This window comes from Variovorax paradoxus EPS, assembly GCF_000184745.1.
Lineage (GTDB): Bacteria > Pseudomonadota > Gammaproteobacteria > Burkholderiales > Burkholderiaceae_C > Variovorax > Variovorax paradoxus_C.
This window is the reverse complement of the sequence record NC_014931.1, coordinates 2,826,666-2,843,607: the sequence shown is the minus strand read 5'-3', so window position 1 is coordinate 2,843,607 and position 16,942 is coordinate 2,826,666. Positions and strand designations below refer to the sequence as shown.

Genomic DNA, 16,942 nt, shown 5'->3' with positions numbered 1-16,942 from the left:
CTCACCACTTTCCCAAACCCCTCCGCCGCTGGCCCGTTCCTTGCGAACTCGATCAAAAATGACAGAAAATTTTCCGTCCTGACTTATATTTGTAAATCAGTTTTCAAAAACCGCACACTTTCGGGCTCCTCCGCACCTTCATGAGCACCCCTGTCGACACCCCAGGCACCACCGTGGCCCAGCGCATTGCGCAGGCTTTGCCGCGGCTGACGCGTTCGCACCGGCAGGTGGCCGACTACGTGCTGGAGCACCCGCTGCAGGTCGCCACGCTGCCCATCGACGAACTCGCAACCGCCGCGGGCGTCTCCGTGGCCACGGCCAACCGGTTCGCCCGCGCGCTGGACTTCGACGGCTACGCCACCTTCCGCGCCGAGCTCGTGCGCGGCTTCGAGTCGCTGGTGGCGCCGGTGGAGCGGCTGCGCGGCAATCTCGAGCATCCGAGCACGGTGGCCGAGGTGTTCGCGACCGCGCTCGACGAGAGCCGCCGCAACATCGAAGCCACGCGCCAGACGCTGGACTACGCCGCCTGCGAGGCCGCGGTGGAACACATCGGCAAGGCGCGCTCGGTCTACATCGCGGGCTTCGGCGCGAGCGGCTGGCTCGCGGGCCTGCTGCAGCACGGACTGGACAGCAGTTGCCGCGACGTGCGCCTGCTGCCGGGCGTGAGCGGCGTCACGCATGCGGCCCGCGCGCTGATGCACGCGGGGCCGGAGGACGTGTTCATCGGCCTCACCTTTCCGCGCTACCTGACCGACACCGTGTTGCTCGCGCAGGTCGCGCGCGAACAAGGCTGCAGCGTGATCGCGCTCACCGACCGGCCGACCTCGCCGATGGCGCCGCTGGCCGACGTGGCGCTCTATTGCCAGACCGAAACCAACTACCGCCCGAACTGCGAGACCAGCGTGCTTGCGCTGGTCGAGGCGCTGACCAGCGCCGTCGCGCTGCGGGCGCCCGACCCTGTGCAGTCCGCCCGCCGCACGCTGCAGGTGCTGCGGCCCTGGCTGCACGGCGCGAACGGGCTGCCGCGCATCGACGGCATCGCCGCGCGCACCGCCGCCACATCCGACGCCGCAGCCTTGAACGGCACGGCCAAGAAAAAGAAGAAAGCTCCCCGATGAAGAACACCACGCCCGTCATCGCCATCCACGGCGGTGCCGGCACCATCAGCGCCGCCACGACCAGCACCGCGCAGGCGCAGGCGTACCACGACGCGCTGCAGAACATCGTGCGTGCCGCGCAAGCCGCGCTGCTCAAGGGTGCCTCCGCGCTCGACGCAACCTGCCTCGCGGTCGAGCTGCTCGAAGAGTGCCCGCTGTTCAACGCAGGGCACGGCGCGGTCTTCACGCACGAGGAAACGCACGAACTCGACGCTGCCGTGATGGACGGCGCGACGCTCGCCGCCGGTGCCATCGCCGGCGTGTGCCACGTTCGCCGCCCGGTGCGCGCCGCGCGTGCCGTGCTCGAAGACGGCGCGCACGTGCTGCTGGCCGGCGCGGGCGCGGAAGCCTTCGCGCGCGATCGCGGGCTCGAAATGGTCGAGCCGTTCTTCTTCTCGACCGAGGCGCGCCGCCAGCAGCTCTACCGCGTGCGCGACACCGGCCGGGTGGTCACCGACCACGAAGGCGCCGCGATGACGCCGCCGCTCGATGAAGACAAGAAGTTCGGCACCGTCGGCGCAGTCGCGCTCGACATGCACGGCCACCTCGCCGCCGCCACCTCGACCGGCGGCATGACCAACAAGCGCGTCGGCCGCATCGGCGATTCGCCGCTCATCGGCTCCGGCACCTACGCCGACGACCGCACGGCCGCTATCTCCTGCACCGGCAGCGGCGAAATGTTCATCCGCGTGGCCGCCGCCCACGACATCTGCGCGCGCATGGCCTACGGCGGCGCGACGCTCGAAGCGGCCACGCACGCGGTGGTGCACCAGTCGCTGCCCGCCATCGGCGGCACCGGCGGGCTGATCGCCGTCGACCGCCACGGCAACCTGAGCCTCGCCTTCAACACCGAAGGCATGTACCGCGGCCACGCGCGCGGCGACGAAGCGCCGATCACAGCCATCTTCGCCTGACGCCCACGCCCCCTCTTTCTTTCGCACAGCCATGTCTTCCCCTGCCCTCAATCTGCCGGACGGCCGCGTTCTCGCCGTCGACGACCTCACGGTGCGCTTCTCGACTTCCGAGCGCACCGTCGATGCCGTCAAGCACCTGTCCTTCCACGTCGACCATGGCGAAACGCTCGCGGTGGTGGGCGAATCGGGCTCGGGCAAATCGGTCACCTCGCTCGCGTTGATGCGGCTTGTGGAACACGGCGGCGGGCGCATCCTCGGCGGCAGCATGGCGTTTCGCCGCCGCAATGGCGAAGTGCTCGACCTCGCGCAGGCGCGCGACAGCACGATGCGCGGCATCCGCGGTGCGGACATCGCGATGATTTTTCAGGAGCCGATGACGTCGCTGAACCCGGTGTTCACGGCAGGCGACCAGATCGCCGAGGCCATCCGCATCCACCAAGGCAAGAGCAACGCGGCCGCGCGCGCCGAGGCACTGCGCATGCTCGAACTCGTGCGCATTCCCGAAGCGCGCAATGTGCTCGACCGCTTTCCGCATCAGCTCTCGGGCGGCATGCGCCAGCGCGTGATGATCGCGATGGCGCTCTCCTGCAAGCCGCAGTTGCTGATCGCCGACGAGCCCACCACCGCGCTCGACGTGACGATCCAGGCGCAGATTCTTCAGCTCATCCGCGAGCTGCAGAAGGAGATGCGCATGGGCGTGCTCTTCATCACGCACGACATGGGCGTGGTGGCCGAAATTGCCGACCGCGTGCTCGTGATGTACCGCGGCGACAAGGTAGAAGCGGGCGCCTCCGAAACCGTGTTCGCCGCACCGCAGCACCCGTACACCAAGGCGCTGCTGTCGGCCGTGCCCAAGCTCGGCGCGATGCAGGGCACGGACCTGCCGGCCAAGTTCGAACTGCTGCGCACCGAAGGCACGCCCGAGGCGGTGCCCTCCACACCCACCACGCCGCAGACCACCGTGCGCGACGACGCCGGCCCGATCCTGCGCGTGCGCGACCTCGTGACGCGCTTCGACGTGCGCAGCGGCATCTTCGGCCGCGTGAAGCGCCGCGTGCATGCGGTGGAAAAGATCAGCTTTGATCTCTACCCCGGCGAGACGCTGGCGCTGGTCGGCGAGTCGGGCTGCGGCAAGTCGACCACGGGCCGCTCGCTGCTGCGCCTGGTCGAAAGCCAGAGCGGCGCCATCGAGTTCGGCGGGCAAAACATCCGCGAACTCCCCACGCGCGAACTGCAGGCGCTGCGCCGGAACATCCAGTTCATCTTCCAGGACCCGTTCGCTTCGCTCGATCCGCGCGTGACGGTGGGCTTCTCGATCATGGAGCCGCTGCTGATCCACAACATCGCCAAGGGCGCCGAGGCGCAGCAGCGCGTCGACTGGCTCCTGCAGAAGGTCGGCTTGCCGCCTGAAGTAGCGCAGCGCTATCCGCACGAGTTCTCGGGCGGGCAGCGGCAACGCATCGCGATTGCGCGCGCGCTTGCGCTCAACCCGAAGGTGGTGGTGGCGGACGAATCGGTGTCGGCGCTGGACGTGTCCATTCAGGCGCAGATCGTCAACCTCATGCTCGACCTGCAGCGCGAACTGGGCGTCGCGTTCCTTTTCATCTCGCACGATATGGCGGTGGTCGAGCGCATCAGCCACCGCGTGGCCGTGATGTACCTCGGCCAGATCGTGGAAATCGGCCCGCGCCGCGCGGTGTTCGAAGCGCCGCAGCACGCCTACACCCGCAAGCTGATGGCCGCGGTGCCGGTGGCCGACCCGTCGCGCCGCCACAAGCCGCGCGCGCTGCTCGAAGGCGAGATCCCGAGCCCCATCCGCGCGGTGGGCGACGAGCCCGATGTGCCGCCGCTGGTGCAGGTCGCGCCCGGGCATTTCGTTGCACGCCACGCGATTGGCGGCGCCTTCTGATTTCCTGATCTCGAAACCGTTTCTTACCCGCAGGCCCTCCTGCTTTTTTATCCACGAACCGACTGGAGTTCTTCCATGAAGCAATCTTCTTCCTCCCTGCGATGGGCATCCGCACTGCTGGGCCTGGCGGCACTGGCTGCATCGGGCACCGCCCTGGCCTCCAAAGACGTGGTGCTGTCGATCGGCTACCAGCCCGAGACGCTGGACCCGTACAACACCAACACCACCATCACCACGGCGGTGACCAAGTCCTTCTATGAAGGCCTGTTCCAGTTCGACAAGGACCTGAAGGTGCAGAACGTGCTCGCCGAGAGCTACGACGTGTCGAAGGACGGTTTGGTCTACACCATCAAGCTGCGCAGCGGCGTCAAGTTCCACGACGGCACCGACTTCAACGCCGAAGCGGTGAAGTTCACGCTCGACCGCGTGCTGAACCAGGACAACAAGCTCCTTCGCTACAACCAGTTCAACCGCGTGGGCAAGGTCGAGGCGCTGAACCCGACCACCGTGCGCATCACGCTCAAGGAGCCCTTCGGCCCCTTCATCAACTCGCTGGCCCACGCCTCGGCCGCGATGATTTCGCCCACCGCGCTCAAGAAGTGGGGCAACAAGGACATCGCTTTCCACCCCGTGGGCACCGGCCCCTTCGAATTCGTGGAGTGGAAGCAGACCGAAGCCGTCAAGGCCAAGAAGTTCGACGGCTACTGGAAGAAGGGCTATCCGAAAATCGACAACCTGCAATGGAAGCCGGTGCTCGAGAACAACACGCGCGCCGCGATGCTGCAGACCGGCGAAGCCGACTTCGCGTATCCCATTCCGTATGAGCAGGCCGAGCTGCTGAAGAAGAGCGACAAGCTCGAAGTGGTGGCGTCGCCTTCGATCATCACGCGCTTCCTGGCTTTCAACATGCTGGTGAAGCCGTACGACAACCCGAAGGTGCGCGAAGCCATCGGCTATGCGATCAACAAGGAAGCGCTGTCCAAGGTCGCTTTCGGCGGCTATGCATTCCCCGCCCAGGGCATCGTGCCGCAGGGCGTGAAGTACGCCGAAAAGATGGCCCCCATTCCCTACGACCTGAAGAAGGCCAAGGAGCTGATGAAGGAAGCCGGCTACCCCGATGGCTTCGAGTCGGTGCTGTGGAGCGCCTACAACAACACGACCAGCCAGAAGACGATCCAGTTCGTACAGCAGCAGCTCGCGCAGATTGGCATCAAGTTGCAGGTGCAGGCGCTCGAAGTGGGCCAGCGCACCGAGCAGGTCGATGCATGGCCCGATCCGAAGACGGCCAAGGTCCGCATGTACTACACGGGCTGGTCGTCGTCGACCGGTGAAGCCGACTGGGGCCTGCGTCCGCTGTTCGCCTCGGAAGCCTGGGCGCCCAAGCTGAACAACATGTCGTTCTACAAGAGCGAGGTGGTGGACAACGCACTGGCCAAGGCACTGGTGACCGTCGACGAAAAGGAGCGCACCGCGCTCTACAAGACCGCACAGGACGAGATCCGCAAGGACCTGCCGCGCGTGCCTATGGTCACGGAACAGAACCTGTCGGCGCATGCCAAGCGCCTCTCGGGTGTGTTCGTGATGCCCGACGGCAACATCAACATCGACGCCGTCGCGGTGTCGAACTGATCGCTGATTCTTCGTTTCCTGACTGACTGTCCGGCGGGCGGCGGCACTGTGCTGCCGCCCGCACGCGACATCCGCACCCCATGCTGAATTACTTTCTCAAACGACTGTTGGGCCTGATCCCCACACTGCTCATCGTGGCCGTGCTGGTGTTCCTGTTCGTCCACATGCTGCCCGGCGATCCGGCGCGCCTTGCGGCCGGCCAGGAAGCCGACGAGCAGACCGTGGCCATGGTCCGCGCCGAACTCGGGCTGGACAAGCCGCTGCCCCAGCAGTTCGTGAGCTTCTTCACCCACATGCTGCAAGGCGACTTCGGCACCTCGATCCGCACGCGGCGGCCGGTGTCGACCGAGATCGCGGAACGCTTCTTCCCGACGGTGATGCTGACCATCACCAGCATGGTGTGGGCCGTGATCTTCGGCATGGGCATCGGCATCGTCTCTGCCGTGTACCGCAACAAATGGCCGGACCGCATCGGCATGACGCTGGCGGTATCGGGCATCTCCTTTCCTGCATTTGCATTGGGCATGCTGCTGATGCAGATCTTCTCCGTGCAGCTCGGCTGGCTCCCCACAGTGGGCGCCGCGACCTGGAAACACTACATCCTGCCCTCGATCACGCTCGGCGCCGCCGTGGCGGCCGTGATGGCCCGCTTCACGCGCGCCTCGTTCGTCGAGGTGATCCAGGAAGATTTCGTGCGCACCGCGCGCGCCAAGGGCGTGCACGAATCCCGGGTGATCTTCAAGCACACGCTGCGCAATGCACTGATCCCCGTGGTCACCATGATGGGCCTGCAGTTCGGCTTCCTGCTGGGCGGCTCCATCCTTGTGGAGGCGGTCTTCAACTGGCCGGGCCTCGGGCGTCTGTTGGTCGACGCCGTGCAGATGCGCGACTACCCCGTCATCCAGACGCTGGTGCTGCTGTTCTCGCTCGAGTTCATTCTGATCAACCTGGTGGTCGATGTGCTGTACGGCTACATCAACCCCACCATTCGCTACAAGTGAGCAAGCAGCCATGACGCAAGCTTCCGGCGTGCCTGCCGAAACCATTCTTCCGACCTCCCCGGTCGCCACGCTTCAGAACGCCGGCAAGGTCCGCACGCCCTGGGGCGAATGCTGGCGCCGCTTCAAGAAGCAGCCGGTGGGCATCGTGGCCGCGATCTTCGTGTTGCTGCTGGTGTTCGTCGCGGTGTTCGCACCGTGGATCGTGCCCTTCGACCCGGAGAACTTCTTCGACTACGACATGCTGAACAGCGGCCCCTCGGCCACGCACTGGTTCGGCGTCGATCCGCTGGGACGCGACATCTTCAGCCGCATCCTCGCGGGTGCGCGCATCTCGCTGATGGCGGGCTTTCTGTCGGTGCTGGTGGGCGGCTTCATCGGCACGGCCTTCGGCTTGCTCGCGGGCTACTACGAAGGCTGGTGGGACCGCATCGTGATGCGCATCTCGGACGTGCTGTTCGCCTTTCCCGGCATCCTGCTGGCGCTGGGCGTGGTCGCCATTTTGGGCAGCAGCATGACCAACGTGGTGGTGGCGGTGTCGGTGTTCAGCGTGCCGGCCTTCGCGCGCCTCGTGCGCGGCAACACGCTGGTGCTGAAGCAACAGACCTACATCGAGGCCGAGCGCAGCATCGGCGCATCGGACTGGACCATCATCGTGCGGCACATCCTGCCGGGCACGATCTCGTCCATCGTCGTGTACTTCTCGATGCGCGTGGGCACCTCGATCATCACGGCGGCGAGCCTGTCGTTCCTCGGCATGGGCGCGCAGCCGCCGACGCCCGAGTGGGGCGCGATGCTCAACGAGGCCCGCGCCGACATGGTGACCTCGCCGCACGTGGCGCTGTTCCCCAGCCTGGCGATCTTCTTCACCGTGCTGGCCTTCAACCTTCTGGGCGATGCCTTGCGCGACGCGCTCGATCCGAAGATCGACCGCGAGTAACTTGCCCTTTCTTCATGGCCTCGACGAACACCCTGCCTTACATCGGCACCCTGCTCCAGGGCCCGCGCAACGCCATCACCGACGTGGAAGGCGTCACGGTCGGCCACCAGACGCTGGATGACGGCGCCGTGCAGACCGGCGTGACGGTGATCCGCCCGCACGCGGGCGATCCGTTCCGCGACAAGGTGCCGGCCGCGGCCGTGGTGCTCAACGGTTTCGGCAAGAGCGTCGGGCTCGTGCAGCTCGCGGAACTCGGCGTGCTGGAAACGCCCATCGCGCTGACCAACACCTTCTCGGTGGGCACAGTGGCGACGGCGCAGATCCGGCATTGCATCGCGAGCAACCCAGAGAGCGGCCGGTCGCTTCCGACGGTGAACCCGCTGGTCTTCGAGTGCAACGACGGTTTTCTGAACGACATCCAGCGGCTCGCGATCACCGAGGCCGACTACCTGCAGGCGCTCGAAGCCGCAGGCCCCGACTTCGCGCAGGGCTCCGTCGGCGCGGGGCGCGGCATGTCGAGCTTCCAGCTCAAGGGCGGCATCGGCAGTGCCTCGCGCCGCGTGTCCTCGCCCTGCGGCGAAGTGCATACGGTGGGTGCGCTCGTGCTTGCGAACTATGGGCGCCAGCCGCAACTGGTGCTGGCCGGCCACGCGGTCGGCGAGCGGCTGGCCGCGCAGCAGGCCACGGCCGAATGCAAGGAGCCCGAGAAGGGCTCGATCATCATCGTGGTCGCGACCGATGCACCGCTCGATGCGCGCCAGCTGCGCCGCCTCGCGCTGCGGGCGGGTGCGGGCCTCGCGCGCACCGGCTCGGTCTTCGGCCATGGCAGCGGCGACATCGTGCTGGCCTTCTCGACCGCCTACACCGTGCCCGACCGCGTCGACCGCCCGATGCCGACCATCGCGATGGTGCACGACGGGTTGCTCGATGGCCTCTTCCAGGCCGCTGCCGACAGCACCGAGCAGGCCATTCTTCATGCGCTCTGGCGCGCAACGGCCGTGACGGGCCGCGATGGCAATCACCGGGCGGCGCTGTCCGAGGTGTTGCCGCCCTCTTCCCTTTTCTCTTCCGCAGAAGTGCACGCCCTCCCATGAAAGTCCTGATCTCCACCGACATCGAAGGCGTTGCAGGCGTCTATCACCACGAGCAGGCGCGGGCCGGCAACCCGGAGTACGAGCGTGCCCGCGTGCTGATGGCGCACGAGGCCAACGCGGCGATTGCCGGCGCCTTCGATGCGGGCGCTACCGAGGTGCTGGTGAACGACTCGCACGGCGGCTTTCGCAACATGCCGCCCGATGTGCTCGATGCGCGCTCCCGCGTCGTGCAGGGCAAGCCGCGCTACCTGAGCATGGTGGCGGGCGTGGAGGAAGACGGCGTCGAGGCGGTCTGCATGGTCGGCTACCACTCGCGGGCGCAGGGGCGCGGCATCCTGGCGCACACGATCAACAGTTTTGCGTTTGCGAGCATTCGTCTGGGGGAGCAGGAGCTCGGCGAGGCTGGGCTCTACGGGGCGCTTGCGGGCGAGTACGGCGTGCCCGTGGTGATGGGTAGCGGGGATGACGTGTTCATCTCCGAGAACCGGGCGCTCTTTCCGCATGCGACGTTTGTGGAGACGAAGAAGGCGACTGGTTTCAACAGCGGCGTGTCGCTTTCGCCGGAGCAATCGCGCAAGGCGATTCGCGCTGGGGTGGTCGAAGCGCTGGCTGCGCGTGGCAAGGCGAATCCGTTGGTGTTCAAGGGGCCGCAGGTGGTCACGCTGCGGACTCAGTCGCCGATGATGGCTGATCTGTTTTGCCAGTGGCCGACGTTCGAGCGTGTCGATGGCGTGACCTTGCGCTTCAGTGCGGACACGGTGGAAGCTGCCGTGCGCATGCTGAACTGCTGTTCGGCGATGTCGGCGATGCTGCGCTGAGCTGCTTTTCTCTGCTGAGGGCGGAGGCCGGGTCTCGCCCCGGCGGGCGACTTACTTTCTTTTGCTTCGCCAAAAGAACGTAAGCAAAGAAAAGGCGACCCTGCTGTCTGCGTCCCTGCGCTTCGCTTCGGGCAACCTGCGGTGCTCACGTTTCGCGGGGTCTCGCCCAAACTCGCTTCGCTCAAACAAGGGCGAGCCCTGATCCGCGAAACGCTCCGCTCCTCGGCGCATACAGAAGGGCTTTGGGGACCGGCACGCCATCGCTGCGCTCGGCTGCTCAACACCTCACGAGCCTTTGCTTCGCTCGGCTTGGATTGGCTCCCTCCCCTTCCGGGAGAGCAACCGTGTCAATACCTACCGAGCAATCGGGTCAGTGCGCCAGGGCTGCTCGGACTTGAGCATGGCGTTGAGAATGACGAGCAGCTTGCGCATGCAGGCGGTGATGGCAACCTTGAAGGGCTTGCCGGCAGCGCGCAGGCGCTCGTACATCGCCTTGATCACGGGGTTGCATCGCGCTGCGCTGAGCGCGGCCATGTACAGCACGCAGCGCACGTCTGCGCGCCCGCCCTGGATGTACCTCTGGCCACGGCGCTTGCCGCTGTCGTCGGCAAACGGGGCGACGCCCGCCAGCGCAGCGATGCGCTTTCTCTCCAGCGTGCCCAGCTCGGGCATGCGGCTGAGCAAGGTGGTGATCGTCACCCGTCCCACGCCCGGCACGCTGTCCAGAAGGTCGTATTTGGGCCGATACAGAGGCGAGTCCTTCAAGCGCCCGTCCAGGTCACGCTCGATCTGCCTGATGCGTGCATCGAGCCACGCGATGTGCTCGCGCACGCTCTTGCGCGCAACCGGCTTGACCGTGGTCAGGCGCGCCTTCTCCTGCGCTCGCATCGCCACCAGTTGCGCGCGCCGGTCCACCAGCTCGGTAAGTTCCTGCTGCGCCTCGTCAGGCAGTGCATGCACCTGCGGGCGCATGCGTTGGGCAAATACCGCAAGCACCTGCGCGTCCAGCTTGTCGGTCTTGGCCAGGATGCCCGCGGCGCGGGCAAAGTCGCGCACCCGCTTCGGATTGACCACCGCCACGGGAACGCCGGCCAGGCACAACTGGCTTGCCAGCGCAGTTTCAAAGCCACCCGTGGCTTCCAGCACCACCAGCGTGGGTCGCAGCCGTTTGAGTTGCTCCACGAGAACGGCACGGGCACCATCCTCGTTGTCCACGCGCAAAGCAAATGCACTGGCTTCACCTGCAGCCAAGGCGGGCACTTGTGCCACGTCCAGCCAGGCCTTGCATACGTCGATACCGATAAAGATTTCGTCGTTCATGACACAGCGCCCTTCCTTGTGTTCGATGCGGTCTCTCAGACCTCACAACCGTTCGGGCTGTCTGTTCACTACGAACCGAGGTCGGCCGGCACGACCCTCGCTCCCCCTCGGTATGACCATGAAGGCCTACCCTGGGTCGATCGGCCTGTGCCGGCCAAGCGCTACTTTGCTACATACAAGGGTTGGGGTGGGGGCACGCGGCGCTCGATGAGGCGCAGCTGTGCAGCGAGCGCCGTCGTGCCCCCATCCCAGCCTTCCCCCGGGAGGGGAAGGAGCAATGCATCAGGCCCGGTGTCGCATGTCTTGTCTTTCTCCCTCCCCTCCCGGGGGAGAGCCGGGGCGGGGGCACCACGGCCGAGCGAAGCAAAGGCCCGACTGCAAGCCGAGCAAAGCGATGGCCCGTTAGGTGCCCACCCCCCTCTGGCTGCGCCGAGGAGCGCAGCGGTTCGCGGATCAGGGCTCGCAGCTGTTTGAGCGAAGCGAGTTCTGCGAGACCCCGCGAACCGCGAGCACCGCAGGTTGCCCGTAGCGCAGCGAAGGGTCGCAGACAGTGGGGTCGCCTTTTCTTTGCTTACGTTCTTTTGGCGAAGCAAAAGAAAGTAAGTCGCCCGCCGGGGCGTGACCCGGCCTCGGGAAAGAAAGCCAGATCAATGCGTAAGAAGCTCAGCGGTTCCTAAAATCCACGGGCCCGGAAACCGGGTTTCCGCCCCACTCGCCCTTATCCAGAATAAGCATCCAACCGCCCGCAAACCCGCATGGCCATTGGTGAATTAGCTTATCCGCATAAAGCGCGAACCAAAAAATAGTTTGTTTCCATAAGGCCCGCTTTCAGAATCCCGGCTTCTTGCTGGCGCGCTGGACGCACCGCACTTCAAGACAAGACTTACGCACGATGTACCAATACACAGAATTCGATCGCCAGTTCGTTCACCAACGGGCCGCCCAGTTCAGAGACCAGCTCGAGCGCTGGCAAAAGGGCCGCCTGCACGAGGACGAGTTCCGCCCGCTGCGGCTGCAAAACGGCTGGTACGTCCAGCGCTATGCGCCGATGCTGCGCGTGGCCGTGCCCTATGGCGAGCTCTCCAGCCGCCAGCTGCGCGTGCTGGCCAGGATTGCCCGCGAATACGACGAGCCCGAAGCCGAGGTCTACCGCAAGGCCATTGAAATCCAGGGCGGCATGGGCAGCCACAAGCTCCCGACCCACTACGCCCACTTCTCGACGCGCCAGAACGTCCAGTACAACTGGATTCCGCTCGCCAAGTCGGCCGACGTGATGGACTTGCTGGCTTCGGTCGACATGCACGGCATCCAGACCAGCGGCAACTGCATCCGCAACATCACGAGCGACGAGCGCGCAGGCATTGCCGTCGACGAGATCGCCGATCCGCGCCCGTTCGCGGAAATCATGCGCCAGTGGAGCACGCTGCACCCCGAGTTCGCCTTCCTGCCGCGCAAGTTCAAGATCGCCATCACGGGCGCCACCGAAGACCGCGCCGCCACCGGCTGGCACGACGTGGGCCTGCACGTGGTGAAGAACGAAGCGGGAGAAATCGGCTTCCGCGTGCAAGTGGGCGGCGGCATGGGCCGCACGCCGATCATCGGCACCGTGCTGCGCGAGTTCCTGCCTTGGCAGCAGATCATGAATTACCTCGAAGCGGTGATCCGTGTCTACAACCGCTATGGCCGCCGCGACAACATCTACAAAGCGCGCATCAAGATCCTGGTGAAGGCCGAAGGCCAGCGCTACATCGACGACGTCGATGCCGAGTACAAGCAGATCCTCGAGCACGACGGCGCGCCGCACACCATCACGCAGGAAGAGTACGACCGCGTGGCCGCCTCCTTCGTGCCGCCGACGCTGGCCACCCGCGTGCTGCAGAGCGCCGAGAAGACCGACGCCGAGCTGCGCACCCACGCGGCCGACGACGTGCAGTTCGCCCGCTGGCTCGCCCGCAACGTCGCACCGCACAAGAACCCTGCGCTGCGCGCCGTCACGCTGTCGTTCAAGCGCCTGAAGCAGGCGCCCGGCGATGCGGATGCCGACCAGCTCGACACGCTCGCGCAACTGGCCGACCGCTTCTCCGCCGGCGAAGCCCGCGTGACGCACGACCAGAACGTGGTGCTGCCCTGGGTGCATGCCGAAGACCTGCACGCGCTGTGGCTCGCCGCCCGCGCCGCCGGCTTTGCCAGCGCCAACGTGCACCTGCTGACGGACATGATCGCCTGCCCCGGCGGTGATTTCTGCTCGCTGGCCAATGCGCGTTCCATCCCCATCGCCGAAGCCATCACCGAGCGCTATCAAGACCTCGACGAGCTCGACGACCTGGGCGAAATCGACCTGCACATCAGCGGCTGCATCAACTCCTGCGGCCACCACCACAGCGGCCACATCGGCATCCTGGGCGTCGACAAGGACGGCAAGGAGTGGTACCAGGTGTCGCTGGGCGGCTCCGACGGTTCCGCGCTCAGCGGCGCGCCCGTGGCCGGCAAGGCCGTGGGCCCCTCGTTCTCGGCGGCCGAAGTGCCGGGCGTGATCGAGGCCGTGCTCACCACCTACCGCGACACGCGCGTGTCGGGCGAGACCTTCATCGACACATTGCGCCGCGTCGGGCCCGATCCGTTCAAGGCCGCGGCCAACGGTGCGCGATTCAAGGTGGAGGAAGCAGCATGAACAAGACGCTGAACATCCTCTCGGCCGAAGAGCACATCGATGACGGCGACCCTAAGGTCTTGCAGCTCGCCAACGATGCCGATCCGCTCGCCATCGAGGTGTGCCTGGCCGACATCGAACGCATCGACCTGCACTTTCCGAAATTCACCGACGGCCGCGCCTACAGCCAGGCCTTCCTGCTGCGTCGCCGGCTCGGCTTTACGGGCGACATCCGTGCGACGGGCGACGTGCTCATCGACCAGCTGGTGCAGATGGAGCGCACGGGCTTCTCGAGCGCGGTGCTGAAAGAAGGCGTGGACGCTTCCGACGCACAGCGCCAGTTCGACCGCTTCTCGGCCTTCTATCAGGGCGATGCAGTGAAGACCGCACCGCACTTCGTGGCCGGCAACTGAGCTGCAAAAAGACATCCGACATGAGCACCGCCACCGCCACCGACATCGACTTCGCGCGCATCAACACCGACCTCGGCCGCAACGCCGAAGGGCTGGTGGACTGGGCGATCGGCCTGGGCCAGCCTTCGATCATCACCACCAACTTCCGCCCGTTCGAGGCGGTGATCCTGCACATGGTCACGCGTGCGAAGCGCGATGTGCCGGTGATCTGGATGGACAACGGCTACAACACCGAGGCCACCTACCGCTTTGCCGATGAGGTGACCAAGCAGCTGGGCCTGGACCTGCACATCTACCTGCCGCGCCGCTCGCGCGCGCACCGCGAAGCAGTGGAAGGCCCGACGCCCGCGCTCGACGATCCGCGCCATGCCGCCTTCACCGAAGAAGTGAAGCTGGAGCCCTTTGCTCGCGCACTGCGCGAGACGGCGCCCAAGGTGTGGTTCACCGCGCTGCGGGCGACCGACACGGCCGTGCGCGCGCAGATGGACCCGGTCAGCGTCAACCCGGACGGCCTCATCAAGGTCGCGCCGCTGCTGCACTGGTCGTCCAAGGATCTGTACGAGTACTGCACGGCACACGGCCTGCCCAACAACTTCGACTACGTGGACCCGACCAAGGGCGAAGACAACCGCGAGTGCGGATTGCATATCGCGCATTGAGCGCCAACGCTTCACCGACCCTCTGAATCCAGCCCTCACCCGATGAACGCCCGAACCGAAACCGAACTGCTGCTGTCGCCGGCGGACCTGTCCCACCTGTCCAACACGCACCTCGATGCGCTGGAGGAAGAAACCATCTTCATCCTGCGCGAAGTGGCGGCCGCCTTCGAGCGCCCCACCCTGCTGTTCTCGGGCGGCAAGGATTCGCTGGTGCTGCTGAAGTGCGCGGAGAAGGCGTTCGGCGCCGGCCGCATTCCCTACCCGCTGCTGATGATCGACACGGGCCACAACTTCCCCGAAGTGACGGCCTACCGCGACCAGCGCGCGAAGGAACTGGGCGCCGAACTCATCGTGCGCAGCGTCGAGGACTCGATGGCGCGCGGCACCGTGCGTCTCGCCCATCCGGGCGAATCGCGCAACGCGCACCAGTCGGTGACGCTGCTCGAAGCGATTGAAGAATTCCGCTTCGATGCGCTGATCGGCGGCGCCCGCCGCGACGAGGAAAAGGCGCGCGCCAAGGAGCGCATCTTTTCGCACCGCGATTCCTTCGGCCAATGGCAGCCCAAGGACCAGCGTCCCGAGCTGTGGACGCTGTTCAACACGCGCCTCGCCCCAGGCGAGCACTTCCGCGTGTTCCCGATCTCGAACTGGACCGAGCTGGACGTGTGGCAGTACATCGAGCGCGAGCACGTCGGCCTGCCGTCGATCTACTACACGCACAAGCGCGAAGTGGTCGAACGCCGTGGCCTGCTGGTGCCGGTAACCGAACTGACCCCGCCGCGCGACGGCGAAACGGTGCAGGTGCGCGACGTGCGCTTTCGCACCGTGGGCGACATCACGACGACCTGCCCGGTCGAGAGCCTCGCGGCCGATGCGGGCGACGTGGTGATCGAAACGCTCACGGTCGATGTCAGCGAACGCGGTGCCACCCGGATGGACGACATGACCTCCGAAGCATCCATGGAAAAACGCAAGAAAGACGGTTACTTCTGATGAGCGCGACGAATACCGCCAACGCAACCCCGATGTCCGTTCGCACTGAGCCTGTCGAAGTGCCGCGCGCAGCTTCGACAAGCTCAGCCCGAACGGGCGGGGACAATCACGGCGACACCGGCACCGCCCTGCGCTTCATCACCTGCGGCTCGGTCGACGACGGCAAGAGCACGCTCATCGGCCGCCTGCTGGTGGACAGCAAGACCGTGCTGCAGGACCAGCTCGCCGGCGTGCAGCGCGGCGGCGAAACCGACCTCGCCTTGCTCACCGACGGTCTTTCGGCCGAGCGCGAACAGGGCATCACGATCGACGTGGCCTACCGCTACTTCTCGACCGCCAAGCGCAAGTTCATCATCGGCGACGCGCCGGGCCATGAGCAGTACACCCGCAACATGGTCACCGCGGCCTCGGCCGCCGATGCCGCCGTGGTGCTGGTCGATGCGACCAAGCTGGCCTGGGCCGCCGAAGTGGAAGACGGCACCGTGGTCAAGCGCGAGCTGCTGCCGCAGACGCGCCGCCACACGCTGCTGTGCCATCTGCTGCGCGTGCAGTCGATCGTGTTCGCAGTCAACAAGCTCGACGCCATCGACGACGCGGGCCTGGCTTTCGAGCGCATCTCGACGGCGTTGAACGCGTTTGCCGAAGCGGCCGGCGTGCAAGTGGCCGGCATCGTGCCGATTTCCGCGCTCAAGGGCTGGAACGTGGCTACGCGCCATGCCGACTGGGTCGGCTACGAAGGCCCCAGCCTGCTCGCGCTGCTCGAAGACCTGCCGGTCACGGCGCAGGACGAGGCCGTGCCCTTCGCCTTTCCGGTGCAATGGGTGGAGAAGTTTTCTTCCTCCGCCGACACCTCGCAGGGCCGCCGCGTGTTCTGGGGCCGCGTCGCCTCGGGCCATGTGGAGCCCGGCCAGCGCGTGACGGTGCTCCCGAGCAACCAGACCGCCACCGTTGCGCAGGTGCTGAGCCACACGCGCCAGCCGAAGTCGGTGCATGCGGGCCACAGCGCGGGCATCGTGCTCGACCGCGAGGTCGATGTGTCGCGCGGCGACTGGCTGCTGGCGCCCGGCGCCTTCGAGCCGGTGCGCGAGATCACCGCCACCGTGGCCTGGCTGGACGACGAGCCGCTGGTCGCTGGCCGCGTGTACTGGGCGCTGCAGGGCCATCGCTGGGTCAAGGCGAAGGTGGCGCGCATCGTCGATCGGGTGAACATCACCACGCTCGAATCGGAGCCGGCGACGCAGCTGGAAGCCAATTCGATCGGCGATGTGGTGCTCGCGCTGCAGCAGCCGCTGGCCGTGCTGCCCTTCACGCAATCGCGTGCGCTGGGCTCGCTGGTGCTGGTCGATACCGCCTCTCACAAGACCGCTGCTGCCGTTCTCGTGCAGCCCGCCGCCGCAAAGGCCTAAAATCTGGGGTTTTCCCCGATCAAACTGACGTTCAAAAGACAA

14 protein-coding genes are annotated in these 16,942 nt (G+C 66.2%); 13 read left to right on the top strand and 1 reads right to left on the bottom strand.

All coding sequences use genetic code 11. The features are described 5' to 3' along the window. The first annotated feature begins 140 nt into the window (after window positions 1–140). The 8 genes from VARPA_RS13160 (at window position 141) to VARPA_RS13125 (ending at window position 9,459) form a co-directional block, all read left to right on the top strand. A complete protein-coding gene (locus VARPA_RS13160) occupies window positions 141–1,118 on the top strand; it encodes a MurR/RpiR family transcriptional regulator (RefSeq protein ID WP_013541056.1) in 978 nt (325 codons plus the stop codon). Beyond that, window positions 1,115–2,071: an isoaspartyl peptidase/L-asparaginase family protein gene (locus tag VARPA_RS13155; protein WP_013541055.1), complete on the top strand. Its 957-nt coding sequence runs from the start codon at window positions 1,115–1,117 to the stop codon at window positions 2,069–2,071. Before VARPA_RS13160 ends, VARPA_RS13155 begins: the two co-directional genes overlap by 4 nt. A 31-nt stretch (window positions 2,072–2,102) precedes the next feature. Further along, window positions 2,103–3,980, top strand: a complete 1,878-nt coding sequence (locus tag VARPA_RS13150; RefSeq protein ID WP_013541054.1) for a dipeptide ABC transporter ATP-binding protein — start codon at window positions 2,103–2,105, stop codon at window positions 3,978–3,980. A 75-nt stretch (window positions 3,981–4,055) separates the two neighbouring features. Continuing rightward, window positions 4,056–5,609, top strand: coding sequence for a glutathione ABC transporter substrate-binding protein GsiB (gene gsiB, locus VARPA_RS13145; RefSeq protein ID WP_013541053.1), 1,554 nt, complete (start codon window positions 4,056–4,058; stop codon window positions 5,607–5,609). Window positions 5,610–5,689: 80 nt separating this feature from the next. After that, window positions 5,690–6,610, top strand: coding sequence for a glutathione ABC transporter permease GsiC (gsiC, locus tag VARPA_RS13140; RefSeq protein WP_013541052.1), 921 nt, complete (start codon window positions 5,690–5,692; stop codon window positions 6,608–6,610). Between the two features lie 10 nt (window positions 6,611–6,620). Next, complete coding sequence (gene gsiD / locus VARPA_RS13135; RefSeq protein WP_013541051.1) at window positions 6,621–7,547, top strand: glutathione ABC transporter permease GsiD; 927 nt, start codon at window positions 6,621–6,623, stop codon at window positions 7,545–7,547. A 14-nt stretch (window positions 7,548–7,561) separates the two neighbouring features. Next, window positions 7,562–8,641: a P1 family peptidase gene (locus VARPA_RS13130; RefSeq protein ID WP_013541050.1), complete on the top strand. Its 1,080-nt coding sequence runs from the start codon at window positions 7,562–7,564 to the stop codon at window positions 8,639–8,641. Further along, entirely contained in the window at window positions 8,638–9,459 is an 822-nt protein-coding gene (locus tag VARPA_RS13125) for a M55 family metallopeptidase (RefSeq protein WP_013541049.1), read from the top strand. Before VARPA_RS13130 ends, VARPA_RS13125 begins: the two co-directional genes overlap by 4 nt. A gap of 354 nt (window positions 9,460–9,813) precedes the next feature. Here the strand turns inward: VARPA_RS13125 and VARPA_RS13120 are convergent, their stop codons facing one another. Continuing rightward, a complete protein-coding gene (locus VARPA_RS13120) occupies window positions 9,814–10,779 on the bottom strand; it encodes an IS110 family transposase (RefSeq protein WP_013541048.1) in 966 nt (321 codons plus the stop codon). An 892-nt stretch (window positions 10,780–11,671) separates the two neighbouring features. On the opposite strand from VARPA_RS13120, the gene VARPA_RS13115 reads away from it, so the two are divergent. From VARPA_RS13115 to VARPA_RS13095, 5 genes are read left to right on the top strand one after another with little or no spacing between them, the layout of a single operon-like run. Further along, entirely contained in the window at window positions 11,672–13,450 is a 1,779-nt protein-coding gene (locus tag VARPA_RS13115) for a nitrite/sulfite reductase (RefSeq protein WP_013541047.1), read from the top strand. Next, on the top strand, window positions 13,447–13,842 hold the full coding sequence (locus tag VARPA_RS13110; RefSeq protein ID WP_013541046.1) for a DUF934 domain-containing protein: 396 nt from the start codon (window positions 13,447–13,449) through the stop codon (window positions 13,840–13,842). The genes VARPA_RS13115 and VARPA_RS13110 overlap by 4 nt, the downstream gene beginning before the upstream one ends. A 20-nt stretch (window positions 13,843–13,862) precedes the next feature. After that, a complete protein-coding gene (locus VARPA_RS13105; protein WP_013541045.1) occupies window positions 13,863–14,501 on the top strand; it encodes a phosphoadenosine phosphosulfate reductase family protein in 639 nt (212 codons plus the stop codon). 42 nt (window positions 14,502–14,543) lie between these two features. After that, window positions 14,544–15,494: a sulfate adenylyltransferase subunit CysD gene (gene cysD / locus VARPA_RS13100; protein WP_013541044.1), complete on the top strand. Its 951-nt coding sequence runs from the start codon at window positions 14,544–14,546 to the stop codon at window positions 15,492–15,494. A 32-nt stretch (window positions 15,495–15,526) separates the two neighbouring features. Then, the gene (locus tag VARPA_RS13095) at window positions 15,527–16,900 is read left to right on the top strand and encodes a sulfate adenylyltransferase subunit 1 (RefSeq protein WP_049794512.1); all 1,374 of its coding nucleotides are present in this window, start codon (window positions 15,527–15,529) and stop codon (window positions 16,898–16,900) included. Window positions 16,901–16,942 lie beyond the last annotated feature (42 nt).